General features: G+C 67.9%; 18 protein-coding genes. 4 read left to right on the top strand and 14 right to left on the bottom strand.

Annotation, left to right across the window (positions count from 1 at the left end):
• Nucleotides 1–87 precede the first annotated feature (87 nt).
• The 6 genes from BRO63_RS13135 to BRO63_RS13160 form a co-directional block, all read right to left on the bottom strand.
• Nucleotides 88–906, bottom strand: a complete 819-nt coding sequence (locus BRO63_RS13135) for an RsiV family protein (RefSeq protein WP_088140217.1) — start codon at nt 904–906, stop codon at nt 88–90.
• Between the two features lie 34 nt (nt 907–940).
• On the bottom strand, nt 941–1,717 hold the full coding sequence (locus BRO63_RS13140; RefSeq protein WP_088140218.1) for a lipoate--protein ligase family protein: 777 nt from the start codon (nt 1,715–1,717) through the stop codon (nt 941–943).
• Entirely contained in the window at nt 1,714–1,989 is a 276-nt protein-coding gene (locus BRO63_RS13145; RefSeq protein WP_013393496.1) for a lipoate protein ligase C-terminal domain-containing protein, read from the bottom strand. Before BRO63_RS13145 ends, BRO63_RS13140 begins: the two co-directional genes overlap by 4 nt.
• A gap of 30 nt (nt 1,990–2,019) precedes the next feature.
• Nucleotides 2,020–2,484, bottom strand: a complete 465-nt coding sequence (locus BRO63_RS13150) for a GNAT family N-acetyltransferase (RefSeq protein WP_088140219.1) — start codon at nt 2,482–2,484, stop codon at nt 2,020–2,022.
• A gap of 11 nt (nt 2,485–2,495) precedes the next feature.
• Nucleotides 2,496–3,197 carry a glutathione binding-like protein gene (locus BRO63_RS13155; RefSeq protein ID WP_088140220.1) on the bottom strand — a complete coding sequence of 234 codons (702 nt, stop codon included), beginning with the start codon at nt 3,195–3,197 and terminating at the stop codon, nt 2,496–2,498.
• 137 nt (nt 3,198–3,334) lie between these two features.
• Nucleotides 3,335–4,240 carry a DMT family transporter gene (locus BRO63_RS13160; protein WP_088140221.1) on the bottom strand — a complete coding sequence of 302 codons (906 nt, stop codon included), beginning with the start codon at nt 4,238–4,240 and terminating at the stop codon, nt 3,335–3,337.
• Nucleotides 4,241–4,363: 123 nt separating this feature from the next.
• Between BRO63_RS13160 and BRO63_RS13165 the strand changes: the two genes are divergently transcribed.
• Nucleotides 4,364–4,831 (top strand): Lrp/AsnC family transcriptional regulator, encoded by a 468-nt coding sequence (locus tag BRO63_RS13165; protein WP_088140222.1) that lies wholly within the window; start codon nt 4,364–4,366, stop codon nt 4,829–4,831.
• Nucleotides 4,832–4,839: 8 nt separating this feature from the next.
• Here BRO63_RS13165 and BRO63_RS13170 read toward each other — a convergent pair whose 3' ends face one another.
• Both BRO63_RS13170 and BRO63_RS13175 read right to left on the bottom strand, forming a co-directional pair.
• On the bottom strand, nt 4,840–5,331 hold the full coding sequence (locus tag BRO63_RS13170) for a glutathione peroxidase (protein WP_088140223.1): 492 nt from the start codon (nt 5,329–5,331) through the stop codon (nt 4,840–4,842).
• Nucleotides 5,332–5,344: 13 nt separating this feature from the next.
• Nucleotides 5,345–6,550, bottom strand: coding sequence for an MFS transporter (locus tag BRO63_RS13175; RefSeq protein ID WP_088140224.1), 1,206 nt, complete (start codon nt 6,548–6,550; stop codon nt 5,345–5,347).
• Between the two features lie 261 nt (nt 6,551–6,811).
• On the opposite strand from BRO63_RS13175, the gene BRO63_RS13180 reads away from it, so the two are divergent.
• Complete coding sequence (locus BRO63_RS13180; RefSeq protein WP_088140225.1) at nt 6,812–7,144, top strand: tetratricopeptide repeat protein; 333 nt, start codon at nt 6,812–6,814, stop codon at nt 7,142–7,144.
• Between the two features lie 29 nt (nt 7,145–7,173).
• Here BRO63_RS13180 and BRO63_RS13185 read toward each other — a convergent pair whose 3' ends face one another.
• Both BRO63_RS13185 and phrB read right to left on the bottom strand, forming a co-directional pair.
• The gene (locus BRO63_RS13185; protein ID WP_088140226.1) at nt 7,174–8,145 is read right to left on the bottom strand and encodes a methyl-accepting chemotaxis protein; all 972 of its coding nucleotides are present in this window, start codon (nt 8,143–8,145) and stop codon (nt 7,174–7,176) included.
• 130 nt (nt 8,146–8,275) lie between these two features.
• Nucleotides 8,276–9,694: a deoxyribodipyrimidine photo-lyase gene (phrB, locus tag BRO63_RS13190; protein WP_088140227.1), complete on the bottom strand. Its 1,419-nt coding sequence runs from the start codon at nt 9,692–9,694 to the stop codon at nt 8,276–8,278.
• Nucleotides 9,695–9,977: 283 nt separating this feature from the next.
• Between phrB and BRO63_RS13195 the strand changes: the two genes are divergently transcribed.
• Together BRO63_RS13195 and BRO63_RS13200 are read left to right on the top strand one after the other, a co-directional pair.
• On the top strand, nt 9,978–11,426 hold the full coding sequence (locus BRO63_RS13195; RefSeq protein ID WP_088140228.1) for a CoA transferase: 1,449 nt from the start codon (nt 9,978–9,980) through the stop codon (nt 11,424–11,426).
• Nucleotides 11,427–11,977: 551 nt separating this feature from the next.
• Nucleotides 11,978–17,860, top strand: a complete 5,883-nt coding sequence (locus BRO63_RS13200; protein ID WP_179215089.1) for an Ig-like domain-containing protein — start codon at nt 11,978–11,980, stop codon at nt 17,858–17,860.
• A 74-nt stretch (nt 17,861–17,934) separates the two neighbouring features.
• Here the strand turns inward: BRO63_RS13200 and BRO63_RS13205 are convergent, their stop codons facing one another.
• The 4 genes from BRO63_RS13205 to BRO63_RS13215 form a co-directional block, all read right to left on the bottom strand.
• Nucleotides 17,935–18,471, bottom strand: coding sequence for a peroxiredoxin (locus BRO63_RS13205; RefSeq protein WP_088140230.1), 537 nt, complete (start codon nt 18,469–18,471; stop codon nt 17,935–17,937).
• Between the two features lie 101 nt (nt 18,472–18,572).
• Nucleotides 18,573–19,907 carry a BcpO-related WXXGXW repeat protein gene (locus BRO63_RS13210; RefSeq protein WP_088140231.1) on the bottom strand — a complete coding sequence of 445 codons (1,335 nt, stop codon included), beginning with the start codon at nt 19,905–19,907 and terminating at the stop codon, nt 18,573–18,575.
• A 31-nt stretch (nt 19,908–19,938) separates the two neighbouring features.
• Entirely contained in the window at nt 19,939–20,103 is a 165-nt protein-coding gene (locus BRO63_RS34185; RefSeq protein ID WP_013393510.1) for a hypothetical protein, read from the bottom strand.
• A 230-nt stretch (nt 20,104–20,333) separates the two neighbouring features.
• A complete protein-coding gene (locus BRO63_RS13215) occupies nt 20,334–20,741 on the bottom strand; it encodes a DoxX family protein (protein ID WP_088140232.1) in 408 nt (135 codons plus the stop codon).
• Between the last annotated feature and the right edge of the window lie 83 nt (nt 20,742–20,824).

Raw genomic sequence — 20,824 nt, forward strand, 5'->3', positions numbered from 1 at the left:
TAGCTCCATCCTCAGTCCGCTCAACCGAACCCCGGCTTGTTGCCGCAGGGAGCGCCCGCGCAGGCCGCGGGCGCTGCCGGGTGCGGCCTATGACGCAGGCAGCAGCTCAGGCTTCAGGATCCCGCGCAGTTCCGAATAGGGAATGCTCAGCTCGGGTTCGCCATGCGAGTACGGCGCGATGGAATAGGCGTCGTACTTGACCACGATGCCCTCGCGCGTCAGCGCATAGTTGTCGCTTTCCTGGAATGGCCACATCTTGTTGTAGGCCGCCGGATCGCGGCGCGCGTCCGGATTGCCGGCCAGCCACTTGGCGTGCGCTTGCCGCAAGGCCGCCACGTACTGCGGATGGCGGCCCGGTATCAAGGCTTCTTCCAGGCCCATCACGCGGCCGCGGCTGCGCTCCCAGTTCAGGTACTGGGTGGCGGGAATGCCGTGCGCGGCGCCGGTCAGGAACTGCTCGGTGTGCAGTTCGACGGCCACGATGTCGCCCACCGTGTCCTTCACGCTGGCCTTGAAGTAGGTGGCATCGCGCGGGCGCGCGACCGACCAGAAGTACTGCGTGTATTCCGACAGCGTGTCGTAGGGGCCGCGGCGGTTGGCGTCGGTGCCGGTCATGTAGGCCAGCACGTGGTCCACCAGCGCGGTCAGCTTGGGGATGCCGGGAAACGCGACGCTGTCGATTTCGATGCGCGGGCAGTCGCCCTCGCAGCCCGGCTTGCTGGATGCCCACTTGATGCGTTCGGTGGACAGGTCGCCGACTTTTTCCGGCGTGGACGCCGAGGCCGGCGCCTGCGTGGCCAGGGTGATGTCGGCGGGCGGCGTGCTGCCGCAGCCGGCCAGCGCCAGCAGGGCCGCGCCCAGGATGAGACCGCTTATCGCGCCTTGCGGCGTGAAGGTGCGACGCATTGAAACTACCTCCAGAAAATCGGGGCGCGGCCGTTCAGGGCACCACGCCGGTCCACTCGGGCGTGGCGAACTTCTCGGCTGCCTGCGCCTGCGCGCGCGCCAGCGTGTCGCTGCCTATCTGCCCGGGGGTGAGACGGTGCAGGCCGGCAAAAGTTTCCACCATGCGGTCGATGATGACTTCCCGCGCGAGCCCGGTCTGGGTGCGCAAGGGATCGACGCGTTTCTTGGCGCTGGTGGTGCCTTTGTCGGACAGCTTTTCGCGGCCGATGCGCAGGACCTCGACCATTTTATCCGCGTCGATGTCGTAGGACATGGTGACGTGGTGCAGCACCGCGCCGCCGCGGCGGGCCTGCGCCGCGCCGCCGATCTTGCCGATGTCCGAGGCGATGTCGTTGAGCGGCTGGTACCAGGCCTTGATGCCCAGGCCCTGCAGTGCGGTCAGCACCCAGGCGTCCAGGAAGGCGTAGGACTCCTGGAAGCTCATGCCGTGCACCAGCGCCTGGGGGGCGCTGAGCGAATAGGTGATGGAGTTGCCGGGTTCCATGAACATCGCTCCGCCGCCGCTGACGCGGCGCACGACCTGGATGCCGTGGCGGCGCGCGCCGTCGGGGTCGACTTCGTTCTTGAGCGATTGGAAGCGGCCGATCACGACCGCGGGCGCGGCCCATTCCCAGATGCGCAGGGTGGGCGGACGCAGGCCGGCGCCGACCTCGTCGGTGATGACGGCGTCCAGCGCCATGTGCAGCACCGGGTCTTGCGGCCCTTCATGGATCAGTTGCCAGTCGTAGTCGTTCCAGTCGGTGCGCGTCATGCCAGCGCCCTCCGCAGCACGACGGCGACGGCCTCGGCCGAGAAGCCGAACATTTCGGCATCGGCGGGCAGGGCCGATTGCACGGCCAGCGCCAGTTCCAGTTCGCCGGCATCGGCCGGCAGGCCGTTCAGGCCGCTATTGATGGCGTCGAGGGCCTCGGGCGGCTCAAGAAAAAAGTCGCCGCTGATGCGCACATCGGCCAGGCGGCCATCGCGCACTTCCAGATCCGCGACGACCAGTTTGCCGCCGGGGACTTTGTATTCGCCATGCATGGGCGTTCCTTCCAAATCAGTACTGAAAAACTACAGGCTGAGCTTCATGCCGTCGTGGCTGGCCTTGAAGCCCAGGCTTTCATAGAACCGGCGCGCATCGGGCCGGGCGCGGTCGGTGGTCAGCTGCACCAGGCTGCAACCCTGGATGCGGCATTGCTCTATCGCCCACTCGAACATCCTGCGTCCGAGGCCGGCGCCGCGCGAGGACGAGGCGATGCGCACGCTCTCGATCTGCCCGCGCCATTGGCCCAGCCGCGACAGGCCGGGTATGAACGATAACTGCAAACAGCCGACCAGGTTCGAGCCCTGTTCGACCACGGCCAGGAATTGATTGGAATCCTGGCCGATTGCGGCAAAGGCGGCAGCATAGCGCGGGTCCAGCGGCAGCGCGGGATTCTCGCGCGTGGCGCCGAGTTCATCGTCGGCCAGCAGGGCGACGATGCCCGGCAGATCCCCCAGTCGCGCGCGGCGGAAAACCAGTTGCGGGTCGGGCATGGCGGCTCCTTTCAGCGGGCGGTGTTCTGGGCGGTCTGGCCGAACAGGATGCGGCGCGATTCCTCGTCGCTGATGGACGGCGCGGTGTTGATGGTGTCGGCCAGCGCATAGGCGCGCTGCGTGGCGGGGCGCGCCGCGATGGCGTCGAACCAGCGCTTGAGGTGCGGGAAGTCGTTCAGGTCCTGGCCCTGCTTGGCGTGCGGCACGATCCAGGGGTAAGCCGCCATGTCGGCGATGGAGTAGTCGCCGGCGACGAATTCGCGGTCCGCCAGGCGCTTGTTCAGCACGCCGTAGAGGCGGTTGGTTTCCTTGACGTAGCGCTCGATGGCGTAGGCGATGCGCTCCTGCGCGTAACCCGAGAAATGGTGGTTCTGGCCGGCCATGGGGCCCAGGCCGCCCATCTGCCAGAAGAGCCACTGCGACACCTCGGCGCGGCCGCGCAGGTCGGCGGGCAGGAAACGTCCGGTCTTCTCGGCCAGGTACAGCAGGATGGCGCCCGACTCGAACAGCGAAATCGGCGCGCCGCCGCCGGCCGGGGCCTGGTCGACGATGGCGGGAATGCGGTTGTTCGGGGCAATGGCCAGGAACTCGGGCTTGAACTGATCGCCGCGGCTGATGTTCACCGGATGGATCTTGTAGGGCAGGCCGGTTTCTTCGAGGAACAGCGTGATCTTGTGGCCGTTGGGGGTGGTCCAGTAGTAGAGATCGATCATGGGATGTCCTGTGCGTCGCGCCGGCGGCGGCCGGCGCAGGAAAAAGCCATGATAGCGGGGCCGGCTTGGCGCCGGCCCCAATAACCGGGGGGCGGGTACGGGTTTGCCCCGAGGCTTGCCCCTGCGGCAGCCCGCGTTCAGGCGGTGCCTGCGCGCGGCCGCCCCGGCAGGCGCCAGGTCCAGTTCAGGCTCACGCCCGCCGCCGCCAGGAAGATCATGGCCACGCCGGCGATCTGCGTGGCGTCCATGCGGTGCCCGTAGACCACGAAGTCCAGCAGGATGGCGACGGCGGGATAGATGAAGCTCAGCGCGGCGGTGGACGTGGTCGGCAGCTTCTGGATGGCCGAGTACATCAGGATGTACATCAGGCAGGTATGGATCAGTCCCAGCGCCACCAGATAGCCCCATTGCAGCGGCGCGGCGGGCAGGGCGTTGAAGTCCGCCATGGGCAGCAGCATCACGGCGCCCAGCGTCACCTGCACCAGCGCCAGCACCTGCGGCGGAATGTGCTTGAGCCGCTTGACGATGATGGCGGTGACGCCATAGAGCGCCGCCGCGCCCAGCCCCAGCATCAGCCCCGACAGATAAGCGCGGCCGTCCGCGCCGCCGGCTTCGGACAGGCGCAGCACCAGCATCAGGCCGGCGAAGGCCAGCACCGACCAGGCCAGCTTGCCGCGCGTGGGCCGTTCGCCCAGGAACAGCACGCCCAGCCCGATCAGGAAGAAGGGCTGCACGTTGTAGACCGCGGTGGCCAGCGAAATGGAGGCCAGCCGGTAGGCGGAAAACAGCAGCACCCAGTTCAGCACCAGCGCGGCGCCCGCGGCCAGGGCCAGCGCGAGCGTGCGGGCGGTGAACAGGCCGGGCTTGAGCAGGCCGCGCGCCCAGCAATACAGGAACAGCGACAGGGCGCCGAACACGCAGCGGAAGAACACCACGTTCCAGGCGCTTTGGCCGGACTCCAGCACAAACACGCCGAGGGTGCCGGACAGGGTCATCGCCGCGGCCATCTGGGCCAGGCCCAGGCGTTCTGACGAGGGATTCATGAGGGTTCTCCAGGGGCCTTGCGGCCGCGATGTTCGATGGAGAAATTATCCCAGGCGGATCAAGCTGGTTATATGATGTTGATGTGGTGAATCGATTCCAAAACCTTTGTTTAGGTGGAATTTATGCAAAACGACCTAAAAACTGAAAACCCGGTCCTGGACGGTATCGACCGCCGCCTGGTGGAGATGCTGACCGCCAATGCGCGCACCACCACGGCTGACCTGGCGCGCCAGGTCGGGATGTCCGCGCCCAGCGTCGCGGACCGCTTGCGGCGGCTGGAAGAGTCGGGCGTGATCCGGGCCTATACCCTGGATGTGGACCCGGTGGCGTTGGGCTATGCGCTGGAGGCCATCGTCCGCATCCGCCCCTTGCCGGGGCAGCTGCGCCACGTGGAGGGTCTGATCCAGCAGATTCCGGAATTCGTCGAATGCGACAAGGTCACGGGCGACGACTGCTTCATCGCCCGCGTCGTGCTGCGCTCGATCTCGCACCTGGACGGCATCCTGGAGCGCGTGACCGAATTTGCGGAAACCAACACCGCCATCGTCAAGTCGCACACGGTGCGCCGCAGGCTGCCGCCGCTGCGCTGAAGCGCGCCTCAGACCGGCGCCGACAGCGCCTTTTCGATGTCGTCCTTGATGCCGGCCGGGGTGTCGGTGGGCGCGTAGCGCTTGATGACCTGGCCGTCGCGTCCCACCAGGAACTTGGTGAAGTTCCACTTGATGCCCTCGGTGCCGAAGACGCCGGGCTTCTCGCCCTTGAGCCAGCGGTACAGCGGATGGGCATCGTCGCCGTTGACGTTGATCTTGGCGTAGAGCGGGAAGGTGATGTCGTACTGCGTGGTGCAGAAATTGCGGATCTCGGCCTCGTCGCCCGGTTCCTGGTGGCCGAACTGGTCGCAGGGAAAGCCCAGCACCGTGAAACCGTCGTCGTGGAACGAGCGGTACAGCTCTTCCAGGCCGGTGTATTGCGGCGTGAAGCCGCACTTGGACGCCACGTTCACCACCAGCAGCACGCGGCCGCGGTAGGTGTCCAGGGACTGTTCCGTGCCGTCGAGGGCGCGGGCGGAGAAATCATGGATGGTGCTCATGCGGGCTCCCAGGTCAGGCGTCCGAACGCGAGGGCGTCAGCGCGCCGGCTTGTTGTCCAGCGAGTGTAGCCCCGGCGCCGCGCCCGTAGTAGCGCGTGCCCCACAAGGTCAGCAGCAGGACGGCGGCGGTGATGCCGGCCGACATCCAGGGCAGGTCCGTCAGCGGCAGGCCGTGGCCCAGCGCCACGCTGCCCAGCCAGGCGCCGCCCGCATTGCCCAGGTTGAACGCGCCCTGGTTCAAGGTCGAGGCCAGGTTGGGCGCATCGGCCGCCTGGTCCACGATCAGCGTCTGCAGCAGCGGCACCACCGCAAAGCCCAGCACGCCCCAGATGAAGGTCACGGCCAGCATGGGCGCCAGCGCGTGGATGGCCTGGCTGAGCGCCAGGAACACCAGCAGCAGGCCGATGAAAATGCGGCGCAGCGACACTTCCAGGTTGCGGTCGCCCAGCTTGCCGCCCAGGGTGCTGCCCGCGGTCAGCGCCACGCCAAAGAGCAGCAGCACGCCGGTCACGCCGCGCTCGGACACGCCGGTCACTTCGCGCAAGAGCGGCGCGATATAGGTCAGCACGCAGAACAGCGCCGCGGAGGCCAGCACGCTGGCGGCCAGCGGCCAGACCACGCGCACGTCGCGCAGCACCTTGAATTCGCGCAGGATGTTGCCGGGCTGCATGGGAATGCGCGCCGGCAGCCAGGCGGCCAGCGCGGCCACGGCGGCCAGGCCGATGCCGCTGACCACCCAGAAGGTCGAACGCCATCCGGCGACCTGGCCCAGCGCCGTGCCCAGCGGCACGCCCAGCACGTTGGCCAGCGTCAGGCCGGTGAACATCAGCGCAATGGCGCTGGCGCGCTGGTTGCGCGGCACCAGGTCCGCGGCCACCACGGCGCCCAGGCCGAAAAAGGCACCATGGCAGAACGCCGTGAACACGCGCGCGGCCATCAGCAAGCCGTAGTTCGGCGCCAGCGCACACAGCAGATTGCCGACCACGAAAGTGCTGGCCAGGCCGATCAGCGTGGCGCGGCGCGGCAGCCTGGCGGTGATGACGGCCATGATGGGCGCGCCGATCACCACGCCCATGGCGTAGCCGGTGATCAGCAGGCCCGCGACGTCGATGCTGACGCGCAGGTCTGCGGCGACGTTGGGCAGCAGGCCCATGATGACGAACTCGCTGGTGCCGATGCCGAAAGCGGCGGCGGCCAGCGCGATGAGGTGCAGGGGCATGGGAGACAGGGCCGGGACGAAGAGGAAAACCCCGGCGGCAGAGAAAGGGCAAGGGCGGAATTCTAAGGCAGCGCGCTGTGGGCGCTTGCGCAAAGCCCTATTGCAATTAAGGGTATACCCTGAGAAATGTCTGAGCATGCTTGACGCCGGCCGCGCTTCCCATTTGGGCCTGCGCCGCGCGGGGCCATTGCCCGGGTTCGGGCACCGCCGTCCTATGATGTGCCATCAGATCGAATGGCGTGCCTGCAGGAGAAATTGGCAATGGAAGGAATGATCGAACGGCTGGAAGCGATGCTGGCCAAGGGCACGGACAACATGCTGCTGCGTTTTTCCCTGGGCAAGGCCTATGCCGAGCAGGACCGCTTCCGCGAAGCCGAGCCGCATCTGCGCGCGGCGCTGGCATTCGATCCCGCCTATTCGGTGGCCTGGAAATGGCTGGGCAAGGCGAGTCTCGGGCAGGGCGACCGGGCGGGTGCGCGCGCCGCCTGGGAATCGGGCCTGCAGGCCGCGCAGGCGCGCGGCGACCAGCAGGTGGTGAAGGAGCTGCAGGTGTTCATCAAGCGCCTGGACAAAGAGGCCGCGGCCGGCGCCTGAGGCCGCTGCAAGCCTGAGCCGGCGTGGCGCTACAAGGATTGGCGCGTGCCCAGGGGCTGGACGCGCCCGATCCTGAACACCTCGATCGCGTGGCGCAGGTCGCCCGCGCCGGATGGCGGCAGGGTGGGCGCCGCGTCGGGGCTCCCCGCATCTGCAATGCCGCTGTGCACGTCGCGGGCCAGGCCGACCAGATTCCTGCGCGTGGCCTCCAGCGACCAGCTCAGCGCGCCGATTTCATCATCCGTGCTGGCGGGCGCCAGCGGCGTGCCCAGATTGCCGGCCGCGATCTGCCGCGTGAAGTCGGTGGCCGTGGCCAGCAGTCCGGACAGCGTGCGGGCGTAGGCCCAGCCCGATGCGAAGATCAGGCAGACGCCGGCGGCCAGCACCGCCGCGGCCAAGGCCAGTTGCTCGATGTCCAGGTTGGCTGCCATGCCATGCAGCGCAATGCCGCCGGCGGCCAGGAACAGCGCGGACGACAGGCCTGCCCAGGCCAGCATGCGCCCGCGTATGCCCGCCGCCCGCCAGTCGCGCAGGCGCGCCAGCAGGCCCCCGGGATGGATCCGCCCCGCGCTCAGGCGCAAGCCGCCGGTGATGCCGGTGCGCAGGCGCCGGTAGGCGCTGTCGGCGGTCTCGATCTGGGCGCGCGTCGGCTTGACGCGCACGCAGGCATAGCAGACGGTGACGCCGCGTTCCACCACCGGGGTGATGCTGGCCAGCGACCAATAGTGGCCGCCATGCTTGCGCCGGTTCTTGATCACGCCCGTCCAGGACTGGCCGCGCTGTATCGTGCGCCACAGATCGTCGTAGGCGGCCAGCGGCATGTCGGGGTGGCGCATGGTGTCATGGCCCTTGCCGATCAGGTCCGCTTGCGTGTAGCCGCTGACTTCCAGGAACGCGGGATTGGCATAGATGATGCGGCCGCGCGCGTCGGTGCGGGTGATGAGGCACTGCTCGTCGTGCAGCGTGTATTCCTGGTCATGGACCTGCGGATGGTCGCGCATGCTGTGTCGTCCTGCGATCGGCGTTGGCGGGGAGTCGCGCAACCATCATCCAGGACGCGGACGGAAACGGCGTTGACCTAGGTCAAGCGCCGCCTACGCCCGTCCGCGCGGTGCGGCGCCAAGGCGCCTGTCAGGCCGGCGGCAGTCCGCTGAACGCCTCCAGCGCGCGCAGCCGGCTCTGGGCCAGGTCGACGATGGGCAGCGGATAGCCTGCGCCCGCGCGCTCCATGGGACTGGGATCGTGGATGGCGCGGCTGTCCAGATGCGCCAGTTCCGGCAGCCATTCGCGCAGGAACACCCCGTCCGGATCGAATTTGCGCGACTGCGACAGCGGATTGAAGATGCGGAAGTAGGGCACCGCGTCCGCGCCCGTGGATGCGCTCCACTGCCAGCCGCCGTTGTTGGCGGCGAGGTCGCCGTCCACCAGTTGCGCCATGAACCAGGCTTCGCCCAGCCGCCAGTCGATCAGCAGGTTCTTGGACAGGAACATGGCCGCCACCATGCGCAGGCGGTTGTGCATCCAGCCCAGCGCCAGCAGCTGCCGCATCGCCGCGTCGACGATGGGGATGCCGGTGCGGCCGTGCTGCCAGGCATGCAGGTCGTCCGGCGCGTCGCGCCAGGGCACGGCCGCGGTCTCCGGCTTCATGGGCTGGTGCATGGACAGCCTGGGGTAGGCGGCCAGCAGGTGTTGATAGAACTCGCGCCACAGCAGTTCGTTGATCCAGGTGGCCGCGCCGCGCTTGCCGCCGTCCACCTCGCCATGATTGGCGGCCAGCGCCGCGCGCAGGGCCTGGCCCGGCGACAGCACGCCCGCCGCCAGATAGGGCGAGAGGCAGCTGGTGGCGGGCAGCGCGGGAAAGTCGCGTTCTTCCTGGTAGGCGTCGATGACGCCGTCGGCAAAGGCTTCCAGCCGTACGCTGGCCGCGTCCTCGCCGGCGGGCCAGAGCGCGCGCACGGGTTCGGCGGGCGCATCGAAACCGTCGAAGGCCGTGGGCAACGGATCCGCCGGCCAGGGCGGCGGCGTCTGTGCGCGCGGGGCCGGCAGGGCGCGCAGCGGCGCCGTGCGCAGCCGTTCGCGGCAGGCCCGCGCATAGGGGGTGTAGACGCGATAACACTCGCCCTTGCCGGTCAGCACCGTGCCGGGCCGCAGCAGCGAGGCGCCGTGATGCAGCGTCCACTCCACGTCCATGGACCGCAGGCGGGCAGCGACCGCGGCATCGCGGCGGCGTTCGTTGACGGCCCATTCGGCATTGGCGTGGACTTGGCCGATGGCGTGGTCGCGGCAGAAAGCGGCCAGCGCGTCCGGCGCTTCGCTCCACTCATGAACGGTCAGCAGCCGCAGCGGTATGCCCAGGCGGCCGAGTTCGCGCGCGAGTTCGCGCAGGTTGCGCAGCCAGAAATCGACCTTGGCCGGCGCGTCGCCATGTAGGCGCCATTGGCCAGGCGCGGCCAGGAACAGGGCGGTGACCGTGCCGCCCTCGGCGGCCGCGGCCAGGGCGGGGTTGTCGTGCGCGCGCAGGTCGGTGCGCAGCCAGAGCAGCGTGTTCATGGGCGGTCCAGGGCAGGGAGGCGGCGAGGCTGGCATTCTATATTGCGTCCGCCGCGCGGGCGCACGGACGGTGCGGGCTTGGAAGACGATGTAAAAACTACGAGTAGATGTGTCCTGGCCGGCGCAGGCCCGCGCCGCGGGCCTCGCAGGGGAATCCGCGTGGCGCGGCCCGATCGCGGCGCTTTGCGGTCAAACCATGAAACACGCTGGCCCGCCGCGCGTATTGACGCGGCCAGGGCCCCGCCATGTAATTCAAATAAACGACTAGAGCAAGATGAACGCTATGGGAAATCTGATGGACCTACGCCCGTCTTTTCTGAGGGGCCGCACACCCGCAGGCAACGCGTCGCGCGACGTTTTGCAGAAGCTCTGGCGCTCGGTGGACCTGCCGGACGAGTCGCTGGACCACGTGGTGTTGACTGGCGCCGACCCGGTACTCCCATCGTCCTTCGCCGTCGGCGCGGCGGCGCAGGCCAGCATGGCGGCGGCCGCCCTGGCAGCGGCCGAAATCTGGCACTTGCGCGGCGGCGCCAGGCAGCAGGTCGCCGTCGACATGCTGCACGCGGCGCAGGAATGCCGCAGCCACTACACCATCAACGGCATCACCCCCAATCCCTGGGATCCCATCACCGGCCTGTATCGCTGCGGCGACGGCGGCTGGGTCCGCATCCACGCCAATTTCGCCCATCACCGGGATGGCGCGCTGGCGCTGCTGGGCTGTCCCGCGGGGGAAGACACCACCCGCGCAACGGTTGAGCGCGCCCTGAGCCGCTGGAAGGCCCTGGACTTCGAACAGGTCGCCGCCGATGCGGGCCTGCCCGTGGCCGCCATGCGCAGCTTCGACGAATGGGACCGCCACCCCCAAGCCGTGGCGGTGGCCGCGCAGCCCTTGCTGACCATCGAACGCATCGGCGAGGCCGATCCGCGGCCCTTGCCCAAGTATGGCAACGGCGCCAGGCCGCTCAAGGACATCCGCGTGCTGGACCTGACCCGCATCATCGCCGGCCCGGTCTGCGGCCGGGCGCTGGCGGCCTACGGCGCCGACGTGATGCTGCTCAATTCCCCGCATCTGCCCAACATCGACAACATCATCGACACCAGCCGCGGCAAGCTGTCGGTGCTGGCCGACCTGGACACGGCCGACGGCCGCATCGCGCTGGGCAACCTGCTGCGCAGCGCGCATGTGTTCGTGCAGGGCTACCGTCCCGGCGGCCTGGCCGCGCTGGGCTTCGGCCCGCAGGACGCGGCGCGCATCCGTCCGGGCATTGTTTACGTGTCCTTGTCCGCCTATGGCGATAAGGGCCCCTGGGCGGGCCGCCGCGGCTTCGATTCCCTGGTGCAGACCGCCACGGGCTTCAACCATGCCGAAGCGCAGGCCGCGGGCCAGGACGCGCCCAAGCCCATGCCCATGCAGATCCTGGACCATGCCTCGGGCTACCTGATGGCATTCGGCGCGCAGGCCGCGCTGGCGCGCCAGGCGACCGAGGGCGGCAGCTGGCACGTGCGCGTGTCGCTGGCGCAGACCGCGCATTGGCTGCGCGGCCTGGGCCGGGTCGAGGGCGGTCTCGCCTGTCCGATGCCGGGTTTTGAAGGCCTGCTGGAAACCGAACCCTCCGGCTTTGGCGAACTGGTGGCCTTGCGCCACGCCGCGCAGTTCTCCGCAACGCCGGCCCGCTGGACGCGTCCGTCCAGCCCGCCCGGCACGCATCCGCCGGTCTGGCCGTTCAACTAGGAACTGCGGCCCGCCCCTGCACGCCGCCCGGCGTCCGCCTGGGAATGGGCCGTCTCTTGGAGCCGCGGGTTCATCCGCGGTTCCGTCTGATGTACACCCGCGTATTCACGTAAAGGCCGTAGCACGGCCTGCGGGCTGTGTCTGCTCGATACGGCCCGCGTTCTCCGCGTTCAGTCCTGACTGAGCCGCCTCCATCGCCTTCCTCGCGCAAGCCCCGCCTGATGCCAGTGATCAGGTTTTCTGTTGTCGAATCAATAAATTACATATTGAAATTAATAGTCATATAAATAGCATATTGTCATATTTTGTCATTTGTAAGTAACAACACGAATCCCCGGGCGTGATGGCTTGGAGCGCGAGCGGGATTTCGTCCTGGATATGACCCAGAACGGAACCGGCCGCGCCGCAGTTCAGTAGCTTGGCGGCTTTGCCTGGCTAGCGCGCCCACCCCCCGCGGATTCCTTTGAGACAAGGTCATGACGATGCTGAAGCTACCCAAGCCATTTGCTTGGCGCAGATCGGTCGCGCGCCCAGCCAGAAAGACGTTGTGCGTGGCGCTTTCGGTTTTCCTGCTGTTCCAGGGATGCGCGGCGCCGCTGGCCGGTGAACACCGCAAGCCGTCCGCCGCCGACGCCCACGCCGTATCCGCATCCGTCGCGGTTCTGGAAGGGGCGCGCGCGCAGGAAGCGGCCGCGCCGCGCGCCGCGATCCCCGGGGGCATGGATCCGGCGCCTGATCTGGAAGGGCGGCCCTTGCCTGCCAATCCCGATCAAATGGCCAGCGCCGACGCCAGGGCCATGGCAGGCGGCAAGGCCACCGGCGAAGCGAAGCGCTTGGCCGAAGGCTGGCTGGGCCAGTTCGGCACCGCCAGGCTGGACCTGCTGGGCAGCTTCCATGGCGGGGCCCTGGACATGCTGTTTCCGGTGCACGATTCCGGGACGGGCCTGGTTTTTTCGCAGCTCGGCGTGCGGCGGACCAACCTGCTGCAGGAGTCCTATCGGACCACGGTCAATCTCGGATTGGGATACCGCCATTTCGCCGACGGCTACATGGTCGGCGGCAATGCCTTCCTGGACCAGGATGTGTCGCGCGGCCATCGCCGACTGGGCCTGGGCGGCGAATGGTGGGCGGACTATCTGAAACTCGGCATGAACGGCTACTTCAGGCTGAGCAACTGGAAGCGCTCGCCCGATGCGCGGGACTACCAGGAACGCCCGGCCAGCGGCTGGGACATCAGGGCCGAAGGGTATCTGCCCCAGTATCCGCAGTTGGGCGGCAAGCTGATGTTCGAGAAGTACTACGGCGATGAGGTCGGGCTGTTCGGCGCCAGCAACCGGCAAAAGAATCCCAGCGCCTGGACCCTGGGCGTTTCCTACACGCCGGCGCAAGCCGTCACCCTGGGCCTGGACCATCGCATGGGGCAGGGCGGCAAGTCCGACACGAGCTTCAAGCTGGGCGTGAAGGTCGCGTTCGGGGTGCCCTTGGCCAAGCAGCTGGAGCCGGGGGGCGTCGCGAGCAGCCGCCAACTGGCCGGCATGCGCATGGACCTGGTCGAGCGCAACAACGAAATCGTCCTGGAATACAAGAAAAACGCCCCAATGACGATCCAGTTGCCGTCGGCCGTCAGCGGCTATCCGCAGACGGTGCTCAGCTTTCCGGTGACCATTGCGGGCTCGGCCGAGGCGCCCACGATCGAATGGTCCGGTTCGGCGGCGACTTTTGCCATGCCCTATGGCGGCGGGTCGGGGATGATAACGCTGCCCGCCTACAACATCGGCGGCGTCAACCGTTATCGCCTGGCGGCAACGGCCATCGATGCGCATGGACGGAAAATCAGTTCGAACATCATGGAAGTGAGCGTCAATCCGCTGAGCCTCAGCGTCGCGCGCTCGAAAGCCGCCGCCATGGCCGACGGCATGGACAGCGTCAGGTTTACGGCCCAGGTCCGCGGCGTCGCGGCTGAACCCATGGCCGGGCGCGCCATTGCCTGGACCTTGCGCGGGCCCGGCGCCATCAAGGAATCTTCGGACCGGACCGATGCGGACGGACTGGCGTTCGTCATGGTCAGCAGCACGGTCGCGGCCACGGTCGAAGTCGAGGCGACGGAAGCTCAGGGCTTCAAGGGCAGGAGCGAAGCCGAATTCCTTGCGGCGCCGGCTTCGGCGAACGTTACGCAACTCGATGCGACCCCAGCGTCCATCCTGGCAAACGGCCGGGACAAGACCGTGCTGAGGGCGACAGTCAAGGACGGCAAGGGCAACGCCGTGGGCGCGGGCGTGGCGGTGAACTGGACGGCCACCGCCGGCCAGCTTTCCAGCCACAGCAGCCATACCGATGCGAGCGGCATGGCGGTGGCGGAACTGCTTTCCGCCACCGCCCCCGGCACCGCGGTCATTACCGCCAAGGCGGGAGCCGAGGATCCGGGGAAGAGCTTGTCGGTGGATTTCCTGCTGGACGCATCCGACGCGAAGGTCGTGCTGCTCACTTCCAGCAAGACCACCGCCCCGGCCAACGGTATCGACACCGTGACGCTCACGGCCACCGTTGCCGATGGGCGGGGCAATCCGGTGGGCGCCGGTATCGACGTTCATTGGGGCGCCAGCCTCGGCGCGCTGGGCGCAGCCTCCAGCAGCACCGACGCGAACAGCCAGGCCACGATCGTATTGACGGCGCCCATCGTGGCCGGCGTGGCGACCGTCAGCGCCAGGGGCGCAAGCGGCGATGCGGGCAAGACCGCTGCGATTGCCTTCGTGGCCGATGCCTCGAGCGCCCGTGTGGTTCTGCTTACGCCAAGCGAGGCCAGCGGCGTGGCCAATGGCACGGATACCCTGGCCTTCACGGCCACGGTTGAAGATGGGCGGGGCAATCCGGTGGGCGCCGGCATCAGCGTCAACTGGACCGCCAGTCAGGGCACCATCGCATCCAGCAGCGTCACCAACGCCAGTAGTCAGGCTACGGTCATGCTGACCGCGCCGCTCTCTCCCGGCGTGGCAACCATTACCGCCAAGGCCGCGGATGGCGATGCAGGCAAGACCGCCTCGGCAGTCTTCACTGCCAACGTGCTGATGGCGCGCGTGGCCCAGCTTACGCCCAGCAAGACCAGCGGCTTGGCCAATGGCACGGACACCGTCACGCTCACGGCCACCGTCGACGATGGCCGCGGCAATCCGGTGGGGGCGGGCGTTGCCGTCAGGTGGACCACCGACCGGGGCACCGTTGCCGCCGCCAGCGTCACCAATGCCAGCAGCCAGGCTACGGTCGTGCTCACCGCGCCGACCATGACCGGTCCGGCGACCATCACCGCCAAGTGCGCGCCTGGCCGCCAGGGGAAGAGCTTGGGCGTCGATCCTGGCCAGACCGCAGCCATAGTCTTCACCGCCGACGCGTCCAGCGCCCATGTCGTCGAACTCAGCCCGAGCAAGAACGTTGGCGTGGCCAACGGCACGGATACCGTGACCCTGATGGCCCTGGTCGCAGATGCGCAGGGCAATCCGGTGGGCGCGGGTGTCACCGTCAACTGGAGCACCAGCCTGGGCACGCTCGCCGCCACCAGCGTCACCAATGGCAAGAGCGAAACCTCGATCGTGCTGACCGCGCCGACGGCGCCCGGCGTGGCAGCCATCGTCGCCAAGGCGGCGGGCGGCGATGCCGGCAAGACGGCCTCCGTCACCTTCACGGCCGACGCGTCCACCGCCCGCGTGGTCGCGCTCACGCCCAGCAAGAGCACCGGCCTGGCCAACGGCAGGGATGCCGTGACGTTCACGGCCACGGTCGCGGACGCCTCGGGCAACCCGGTAGGAGCCGGCGTCACGGTGAATTGGGGCGCCAGCATGGGCATCCTGGCGGGCGCCACCAGCACAACCAACGCCAGCAGCCAGGCCACGATCGTGCTGACCGCGCCGACGGCTGTCGGCACGGCCACGGTCACTGCCAAGGGCGCAAGCGGGGACGCGGGCAAGACCGCCTCCGTTGCCTTCACCTCCGACACGTCCAGCGTACACGTCATAGAACTCAGTCCGAGCAAGACGGTGGGCCTGGCCAACGGCACGGATACCGTGACCCTGATAGCCTTGGTGGCAGATGCCCAGGGCAATCGGGTAGGCGCGGGCGTCACCGTCAACTGGAGCACCAGCCTGGGCACGCTCGCCGCCACCAGCGTCACCAATGGCAGGAGCGAAGCCTCGATCGTGCTGACCGCGCCGACCGCGGCCGGCGTGGCAGCCATCGTCGCCAAGACGGCTGGCGGTGACGCTGGCCAGACTACCTCGGTTACCTTCACGGCCGATGCTTCCACGGCTCGCGTGATCGCGCTCGCGCCCAGCAAGAGCTCCGGCGTGGCTAACGGCCTGGATACCGTGACGTTCACGGCCACGGTCGCGGACGCCTTGGGCAACCCGGTAGGAGCGGGCGTCGCGGTCAACTGGGGCGCCAGCATGGGGACCCTTGCGGGCGCTACGAGCACAACCAATGCCAGCAGCCAGGCCACAGTCGTGCTGACCGCGCCGACGGCCGTCGGCACGGCCACGGTCACCGCCAAGGGCGCAAGCGCAGATGCGGGCAAGGCCGCCTCCGTTGCCTTCTCTTCCGACGCGTCCACCGCCCGGGTGGTCGCGCTCACGCCTAGCAAGACCGTCGGCGTGGCCGACGCCATGGATACCGTGACGTTCAAGGCCACGGTCGCGGATGCCGGGGGCAATCCGGTAGGGGCGGGTGTCACCGTTACTTGGGGCACCAGCCTGGGCACGCTGGCCGCCACCAGCACCACCGACGCGGGCAGCCAGGCCACGGCCGTGCTGACCGCGCCGATGGCTGCTGGCGCGGCGACGATAACCGCCAGGGCGGCGGGCAGCGATGCAGGCCAGAAAGCCATCGTCACCTTCACGATCGACGCCTCCAGCGTCCGCGTGATCGACCTCAGGTCGAGCAAGACCTACGGCGTCGCCAACGGCAGCGATACCGTGACCCTCACGGCCACGGTTGCGGATATCCGGAACAACCCGGTGGGCGCTGGCGTCGCCATCAACTGGAGCACCAGCGCAGGTACGCTTGCCGGTGTTGGCGGCACCACCGATGCCAACAGCCAGGTTACCGTCGTCCTTACAGCGCCGACTGCCATCGGCCGGGCCATCGTCATCGCCACGGGGGGCACGGCAGACGTAGGCCGGGCCGCCATCGTCACGCTCATAGCCGACGTGTCGACCGCCCGCGTGGTTTCGCTCGTTCCCATGCGCACCACCAGCACCACCTTCCCCGCCGGCGTTGGGGCCAACGTGGCAGCCACCGTGCAAGACGCCTATGGCAATCCTGTCGGCGCGGGCGTCACCATCACCTGGAGCAGCGATTTCGCTGTCTTGGATCTGGTTACCAGCAGGACTGATCAGGACGGCAGGGCTAACAACACGGTAAGGTATTACGCGGCCGGCACAGTCTTGGTGCAGGCCCGTGCCGTAGCGGGGGATCAGGGCACGACCCTTGCCATGACCTACATGGCGGACCCGTCCCGGGACTACGTCAGTACCTTGAACGCCAACAAGAGTACGGGAGTAGCGGACGGCAGCAGCACTGCTACCTTCACGGCCGCCGTGCGGAACCAGTTCAACGACCCGGTGGGCGCCGGCGTCACCGTGCACTGGGAGACGACGGGAGGTACCTTGGCCGCGCCCACGAGCATGACCGATGGCGCCAGCGTGGCCAGCATCGTGCTGACCGCGCCGACCGTGGCGGGCGAGGTGGCGGTGAGTGCCAAGGCAGGAGCTAATGATCAGAACAACAATTTCGCCGTGGTGACATTCAAAAGCGGCGCGTCCTCGCCTGTCGTCGGCAGCGCTTCCGCCAGCAAGGCCAGCATTGTGGCCAACGCTCGCGATACGGTGACCTTTACGGCGGTGGCGCTGGACGGCAACGGCAATTCGGCAGGCGCAGGCCAGGAGGTCACATGGAGCACCGATCTTGGCACCCTGGAGGCGTCATCGACCAGGACCAACGCCAACGGCGAGGCCACAGTGGTGCTGACGGCGGGCAAGCGTGCGGGCCAAGCCACAGTGACAGCCAAGGCGCGGGCTGGAGATTCCGGCCGAACCGTCCGCGTGGCATTGACCTCCGATCCGACAACCGCCCGCGTCGCCTCCCTCGTCAGCAACAAGGCCTCCGCGCGGGCCAACGGCCAGGAGAAGCTGATCCTCACGGCGACCGTGAAAGATGCCAACGGCAATCTGGAGGGGGCGGGGGTCACCGTCAACTGGCGGACCAACCGCGGTACGCTTGCCGCAACGACCAGTAGCACCAACGACTATGGTATTGCCACAATGGAGCTGCGCGCGTCGGACTCCACCGGCACGGCCGTGCTGACCGCAAGGGCAATTGCGGCGGACACGGGCAAGACCGTACGCGTGGAGTTCACTTCGCGGGAGTCCCTTCCGCCGCCGCGACCATGAACGCGCCGGATCCACCCGGCCAGTGCTGCTTGGGGCGGGGCGGCCCTTGGTGGCCCCGCATCAGGTGGCGGCGCCTACTGTCTGGCCTTCCAGTCGCGCAGCGCGCGCATGGTGTTGGCCACATGGGAATCGGGGTTCATGTCCGTGTATTCGTACAGGATCTTGCCTTGCGGCGAGATCACGTAGGAAATGCGTTGCGCGTATTCGGGACGCTTGTCGTGGACGGCGTCGTAGGCCTTCATGATCTTGCCGTCGCCGTCGGCCGCCACCGCGAACTTGCCGCGACACTCGCTGACCGAGAATTTGTTCAAGGTGTCGATGTTGTCGGTCGACACGCCGATGACGGTGGCGCCCAGGGATTTGTACTCGTCGGTGGCTTCGGCGAAGTTGTGCGCCTCTATCGTGCAGCCCTGGGTGAAGGCAGCGGGAAAGAAATACAGCACCACTGGCCCCTGCTTGAGCGCTTCGTTCAGCGTGAACGTGTAGACCTTGCCGCCCAGCGAGGCCTGGGTGCTGAAGTCCGGCGCGGGTGCGCCCACGTCCAGCGCGGCCTGGGCCGAGGGGCCGGCCAGCAGGCTGCAAAGCAGTAACCAGGGGGCAATACGCTTCATCGGAATCTCCATAGGTTTCAACGGCCGCGCGGCGACAGGCCTACTGTAGCCCCGCAGGAGGCCAGGGTCCAGCTCGCGGCCCGGACCGATGCCGTCCGGTCCTAGTCGCGCCCGGGACCGCCGCGGCCGTTGCCGTTTCCGTCCCCGCGCGGTTGATCGCGCTGCTGTTGCTGACGCGCCTGCTGTTGCTGACGCGCCTGCTGTTGCTGACGCGCCTGCTGTTGCTGGCGTGCTAGTTGCTGCACCTGCTGATCGCGTTGCTGTTGCTGGCGTGCTTGTTGCTGCACCTGCTGATCGCGTTGCTGTTGCTGGCGTGCTTGTTGCTGCGCCTGTTGATCGCGTTGCTGTTGCTGGCGTGCTTGTTGCTGCGCCTGCTGGTCGCGCTGCTGTTGCTGACGCGCCTGCTGCTGGACCTGCTGGTCACGCTGCTGTCGCTGACTCGCCTGCTGCTGTGCCTGCTGATCGCGTTGCTGCTGTTCGCGCACCTGCTGCGCCTGCGGCGGTTGAGGGCGGCCTGCCTGTCCGCCGGGCATATCGCGCCCGCGCTGCTCGTCGCCGCGATTCGGACCGCCGCGGTTGTCGCGGCCATTGTTGTCCTGCACGCGATCGCGTCCATCCCATCCGTCGCGGCCATCGCGCCCGTTCCCCGGGCGTTGGCCTTCAGGCGGCCTGCCGTTGGATTGATGGTCCACGTACGCCTGAGGCGGGCGTCCCTTGTTGTGGTCGTAGAACTGCGCGCGATTGTTGCCGGCGTCGCGCACATACCCGCGTTGCATGTCGGTCTGCGGCGCATGGCGCTCCTTGCGCGCGGCAAGTTCGCGCGGGTCCGCGTCGCGTCGGATGCCCGACGGCCCGCCGTGGTAGCTGACGCGGCGGTTGTCCACGTGGTTCACCACCACGGTGTGGTTGTAGACGTTGGTCACGCGCGTGACATTAACGTTCGTCACGGACCGGTTGTAGTAGAAGCGGTCGCGTTTCCAGTAGCCGCCCACATAGCCCAGGCCGCTGTAGCCGAAGCCGTAGTTGATCCCGCCATAGAAGCCGACGTGCGGGCCCCAGTAGCCCGGGTTCCACAGATAGATGCCGTTGCTGAATCCCCAGTAGCCCGGCGTCCACAGCGCGCCAGGATAGGGAGCGAGCACCCACGCGCCGGGCACCCAGAAATAGCCGTAGCGGTTCAGGCTCCAGTAGCCCGGGACCCACATGTAGCCGTCGGCCGGGGCGGGCGGCTGGACGTAGACCGGCAGTGGCGGCGGCGGTTGGGGGCTGCGGTCCACCAGGGCCAGGTTGGCGTTCGCCGGATCGCCATCGTCATAGACGGGCGCGGCGGGAGCGGGCGGCGGCGCATAGGTCTGGGCCGCGGCGCCGGCGCTGGCGGCCAGCAGGACTGCCGCGGCCAGGGGGCGCGGGTGGAGGATCCGGGAGTAGATGTTCATGGTCTTTTCCTTGGCGCAACGGGCGCGCGGATCAATAGCCACGATAGTAGTAATGAGGGGCTGGATATGCCGGGTAGTAATAATGCGGCGTGTAGTACACCGGCGCCGGGCGGTAGTACGCCGGCCTGGCGGGCACGACCACGCATCCAGTCAAGGCGCTGGACATGGCCAGCATCAGCAACAGACTCTTCTTCATTTGCGGCTCCTGCCGAGCGCCGGGCGTGGTCCACGCCTTTTTCGCGCTCGTCAGGATTAGGCCACGGGCCAGTCCCCAGGGTTCTGGACTGTAATCGTTCCGAAACAGCTTTCCGGTGACGGATGTTTGCGCCTGCGTGACCGTCGATGTCGTTCGTATCAATGTCCGCGCAAAAGAAAGGGGGCCGCCTCGGCGACCCCCTGATAGCGCGTAGCGCCGTGTTACGGCTGTCAGTTCCAGCGGCCGCCGTTGCCGGCGAGGCTGAAGCGGCCGGCGCCCATGAAGGCGATGGCCAGGCCGGCGAACAGGAACATGCCTTGCAGTTCCAGCGCCCAGCCGCCGTTGTTGGTCATGCTGCTGATCTGGCCGGAGTGGGCCAGCAGGATGGCGACGACCATGTTGATGGCGATCAGCAGGCCGCCCAGGCGGGTGTAGATGCCGACGATGAGCAGGACGGGGGCGAGGATTTCGCCGACGTAGGCGCCATAGGCCAGAAAGCCAGGCAGGCCATGCGAGGACAGCATGCCGCTGATGCCGCCGACGCCGCCGCCGGTCAGTTTGAACAGGCCATGCAGCAGAATCAGAATACCGAGGGTCAGGCGCAGGATCAGTTTGCCGGTGTCGTCGGATTTGATCATGGTGAGTTTCTCATCTATTGGTTGAAAGGGGACCGCGGCCGTTGGAACAGGTTGCGAGCCTTTGGTTCCGCGCCCCGGTGATC

Source organism: Achromobacter xylosoxidans (assembly GCF_002192695.1).
In the GTDB taxonomy this organism is placed as follows: Bacteria; Pseudomonadota; Gammaproteobacteria; order Burkholderiales; family Burkholderiaceae_B; genus Achromobacter; species Achromobacter xylosoxidans_C.

Bases quoted from the DNA above. Each gene is read 5' to 3' on its own strand.
- BRO63_RS13135 (WP_088140217.1), bottom strand. From the start codon at position 906: ATGCGTCGCACCTTCACGCCGCAAGGCGCGATAAGCGGTCTCATCCTG.
- BRO63_RS13140 (WP_088140218.1), bottom strand. From the start codon at position 1,717: ATGACGCGCACCGACTGGAACGACTACGACTGGCAACTGATCCATGAA.
- BRO63_RS13145 (WP_013393496.1), bottom strand. From the start codon at position 1,989: ATGCATGGCGAATACAAAGTCCCCGGCGGCAAACTGGTCGTCGCGGAT.
- BRO63_RS13150 (WP_088140219.1), bottom strand. From the start codon at position 2,484: ATGCCCGACCCGCAACTGGTTTTCCGCCGCGCGCGACTGGGGGATCTG.
- BRO63_RS13155 (WP_088140220.1), bottom strand. From the start codon at position 3,197: ATGATCGATCTCTACTACTGGACCACCCCCAACGGCCACAAGATCACG.
- BRO63_RS13160 (WP_088140221.1), bottom strand. From the start codon at position 4,240: ATGAATCCCTCGTCAGAACGCCTGGGCCTGGCCCAGATGGCCGCGGCG.
- BRO63_RS13165 (WP_088140222.1), top strand. From the start codon at position 4,364: ATGCAAAACGACCTAAAAACTGAAAACCCGGTCCTGGACGGTATCGAC.
- BRO63_RS13170 (WP_088140223.1), bottom strand. From the start codon at position 5,331: ATGAGCACCATCCATGATTTCTCCGCCCGCGCCCTCGACGGCACGGAA.
- BRO63_RS13175 (WP_088140224.1), bottom strand. From the start codon at position 6,550: ATGCCCCTGCACCTCATCGCGCTGGCCGCCGCCGCTTTCGGCATCGGC.
- BRO63_RS13180 (WP_088140225.1), top strand. From the start codon at position 6,812: ATGGAAGGAATGATCGAACGGCTGGAAGCGATGCTGGCCAAGGGCACG.
- BRO63_RS13185 (WP_088140226.1), bottom strand. From the start codon at position 8,145: ATGCGCGACCATCCGCAGGTCCATGACCAGGAATACACGCTGCACGAC.
- phrB (WP_088140227.1), bottom strand. From the start codon at position 9,694: ATGAACACGCTGCTCTGGCTGCGCACCGACCTGCGCGCGCACGACAAC.
- BRO63_RS13195 (WP_088140228.1), top strand. From the start codon at position 9,978: ATGGGAAATCTGATGGACCTACGCCCGTCTTTTCTGAGGGGCCGCACA.
- BRO63_RS13205 (WP_088140230.1), bottom strand. From the start codon at position 18,471: ATGAAGCGTATTGCCCCCTGGTTACTGCTTTGCAGCCTGCTGGCCGGC.
- BRO63_RS13210 (WP_088140231.1), bottom strand. From the start codon at position 19,907: ATGAACATCTACTCCCGGATCCTCCACCCGCGCCCCCTGGCCGCGGCA.
- BRO63_RS34185 (WP_013393510.1), bottom strand. From the start codon at position 20,103: ATGAAGAAGAGTCTGTTGCTGATGCTGGCCATGTCCAGCGCCTTGACT.
- BRO63_RS13215 (WP_088140232.1), bottom strand. From the start codon at position 20,741: ATGATCAAATCCGACGACACCGGCAAACTGATCCTGCGCCTGACCCTC.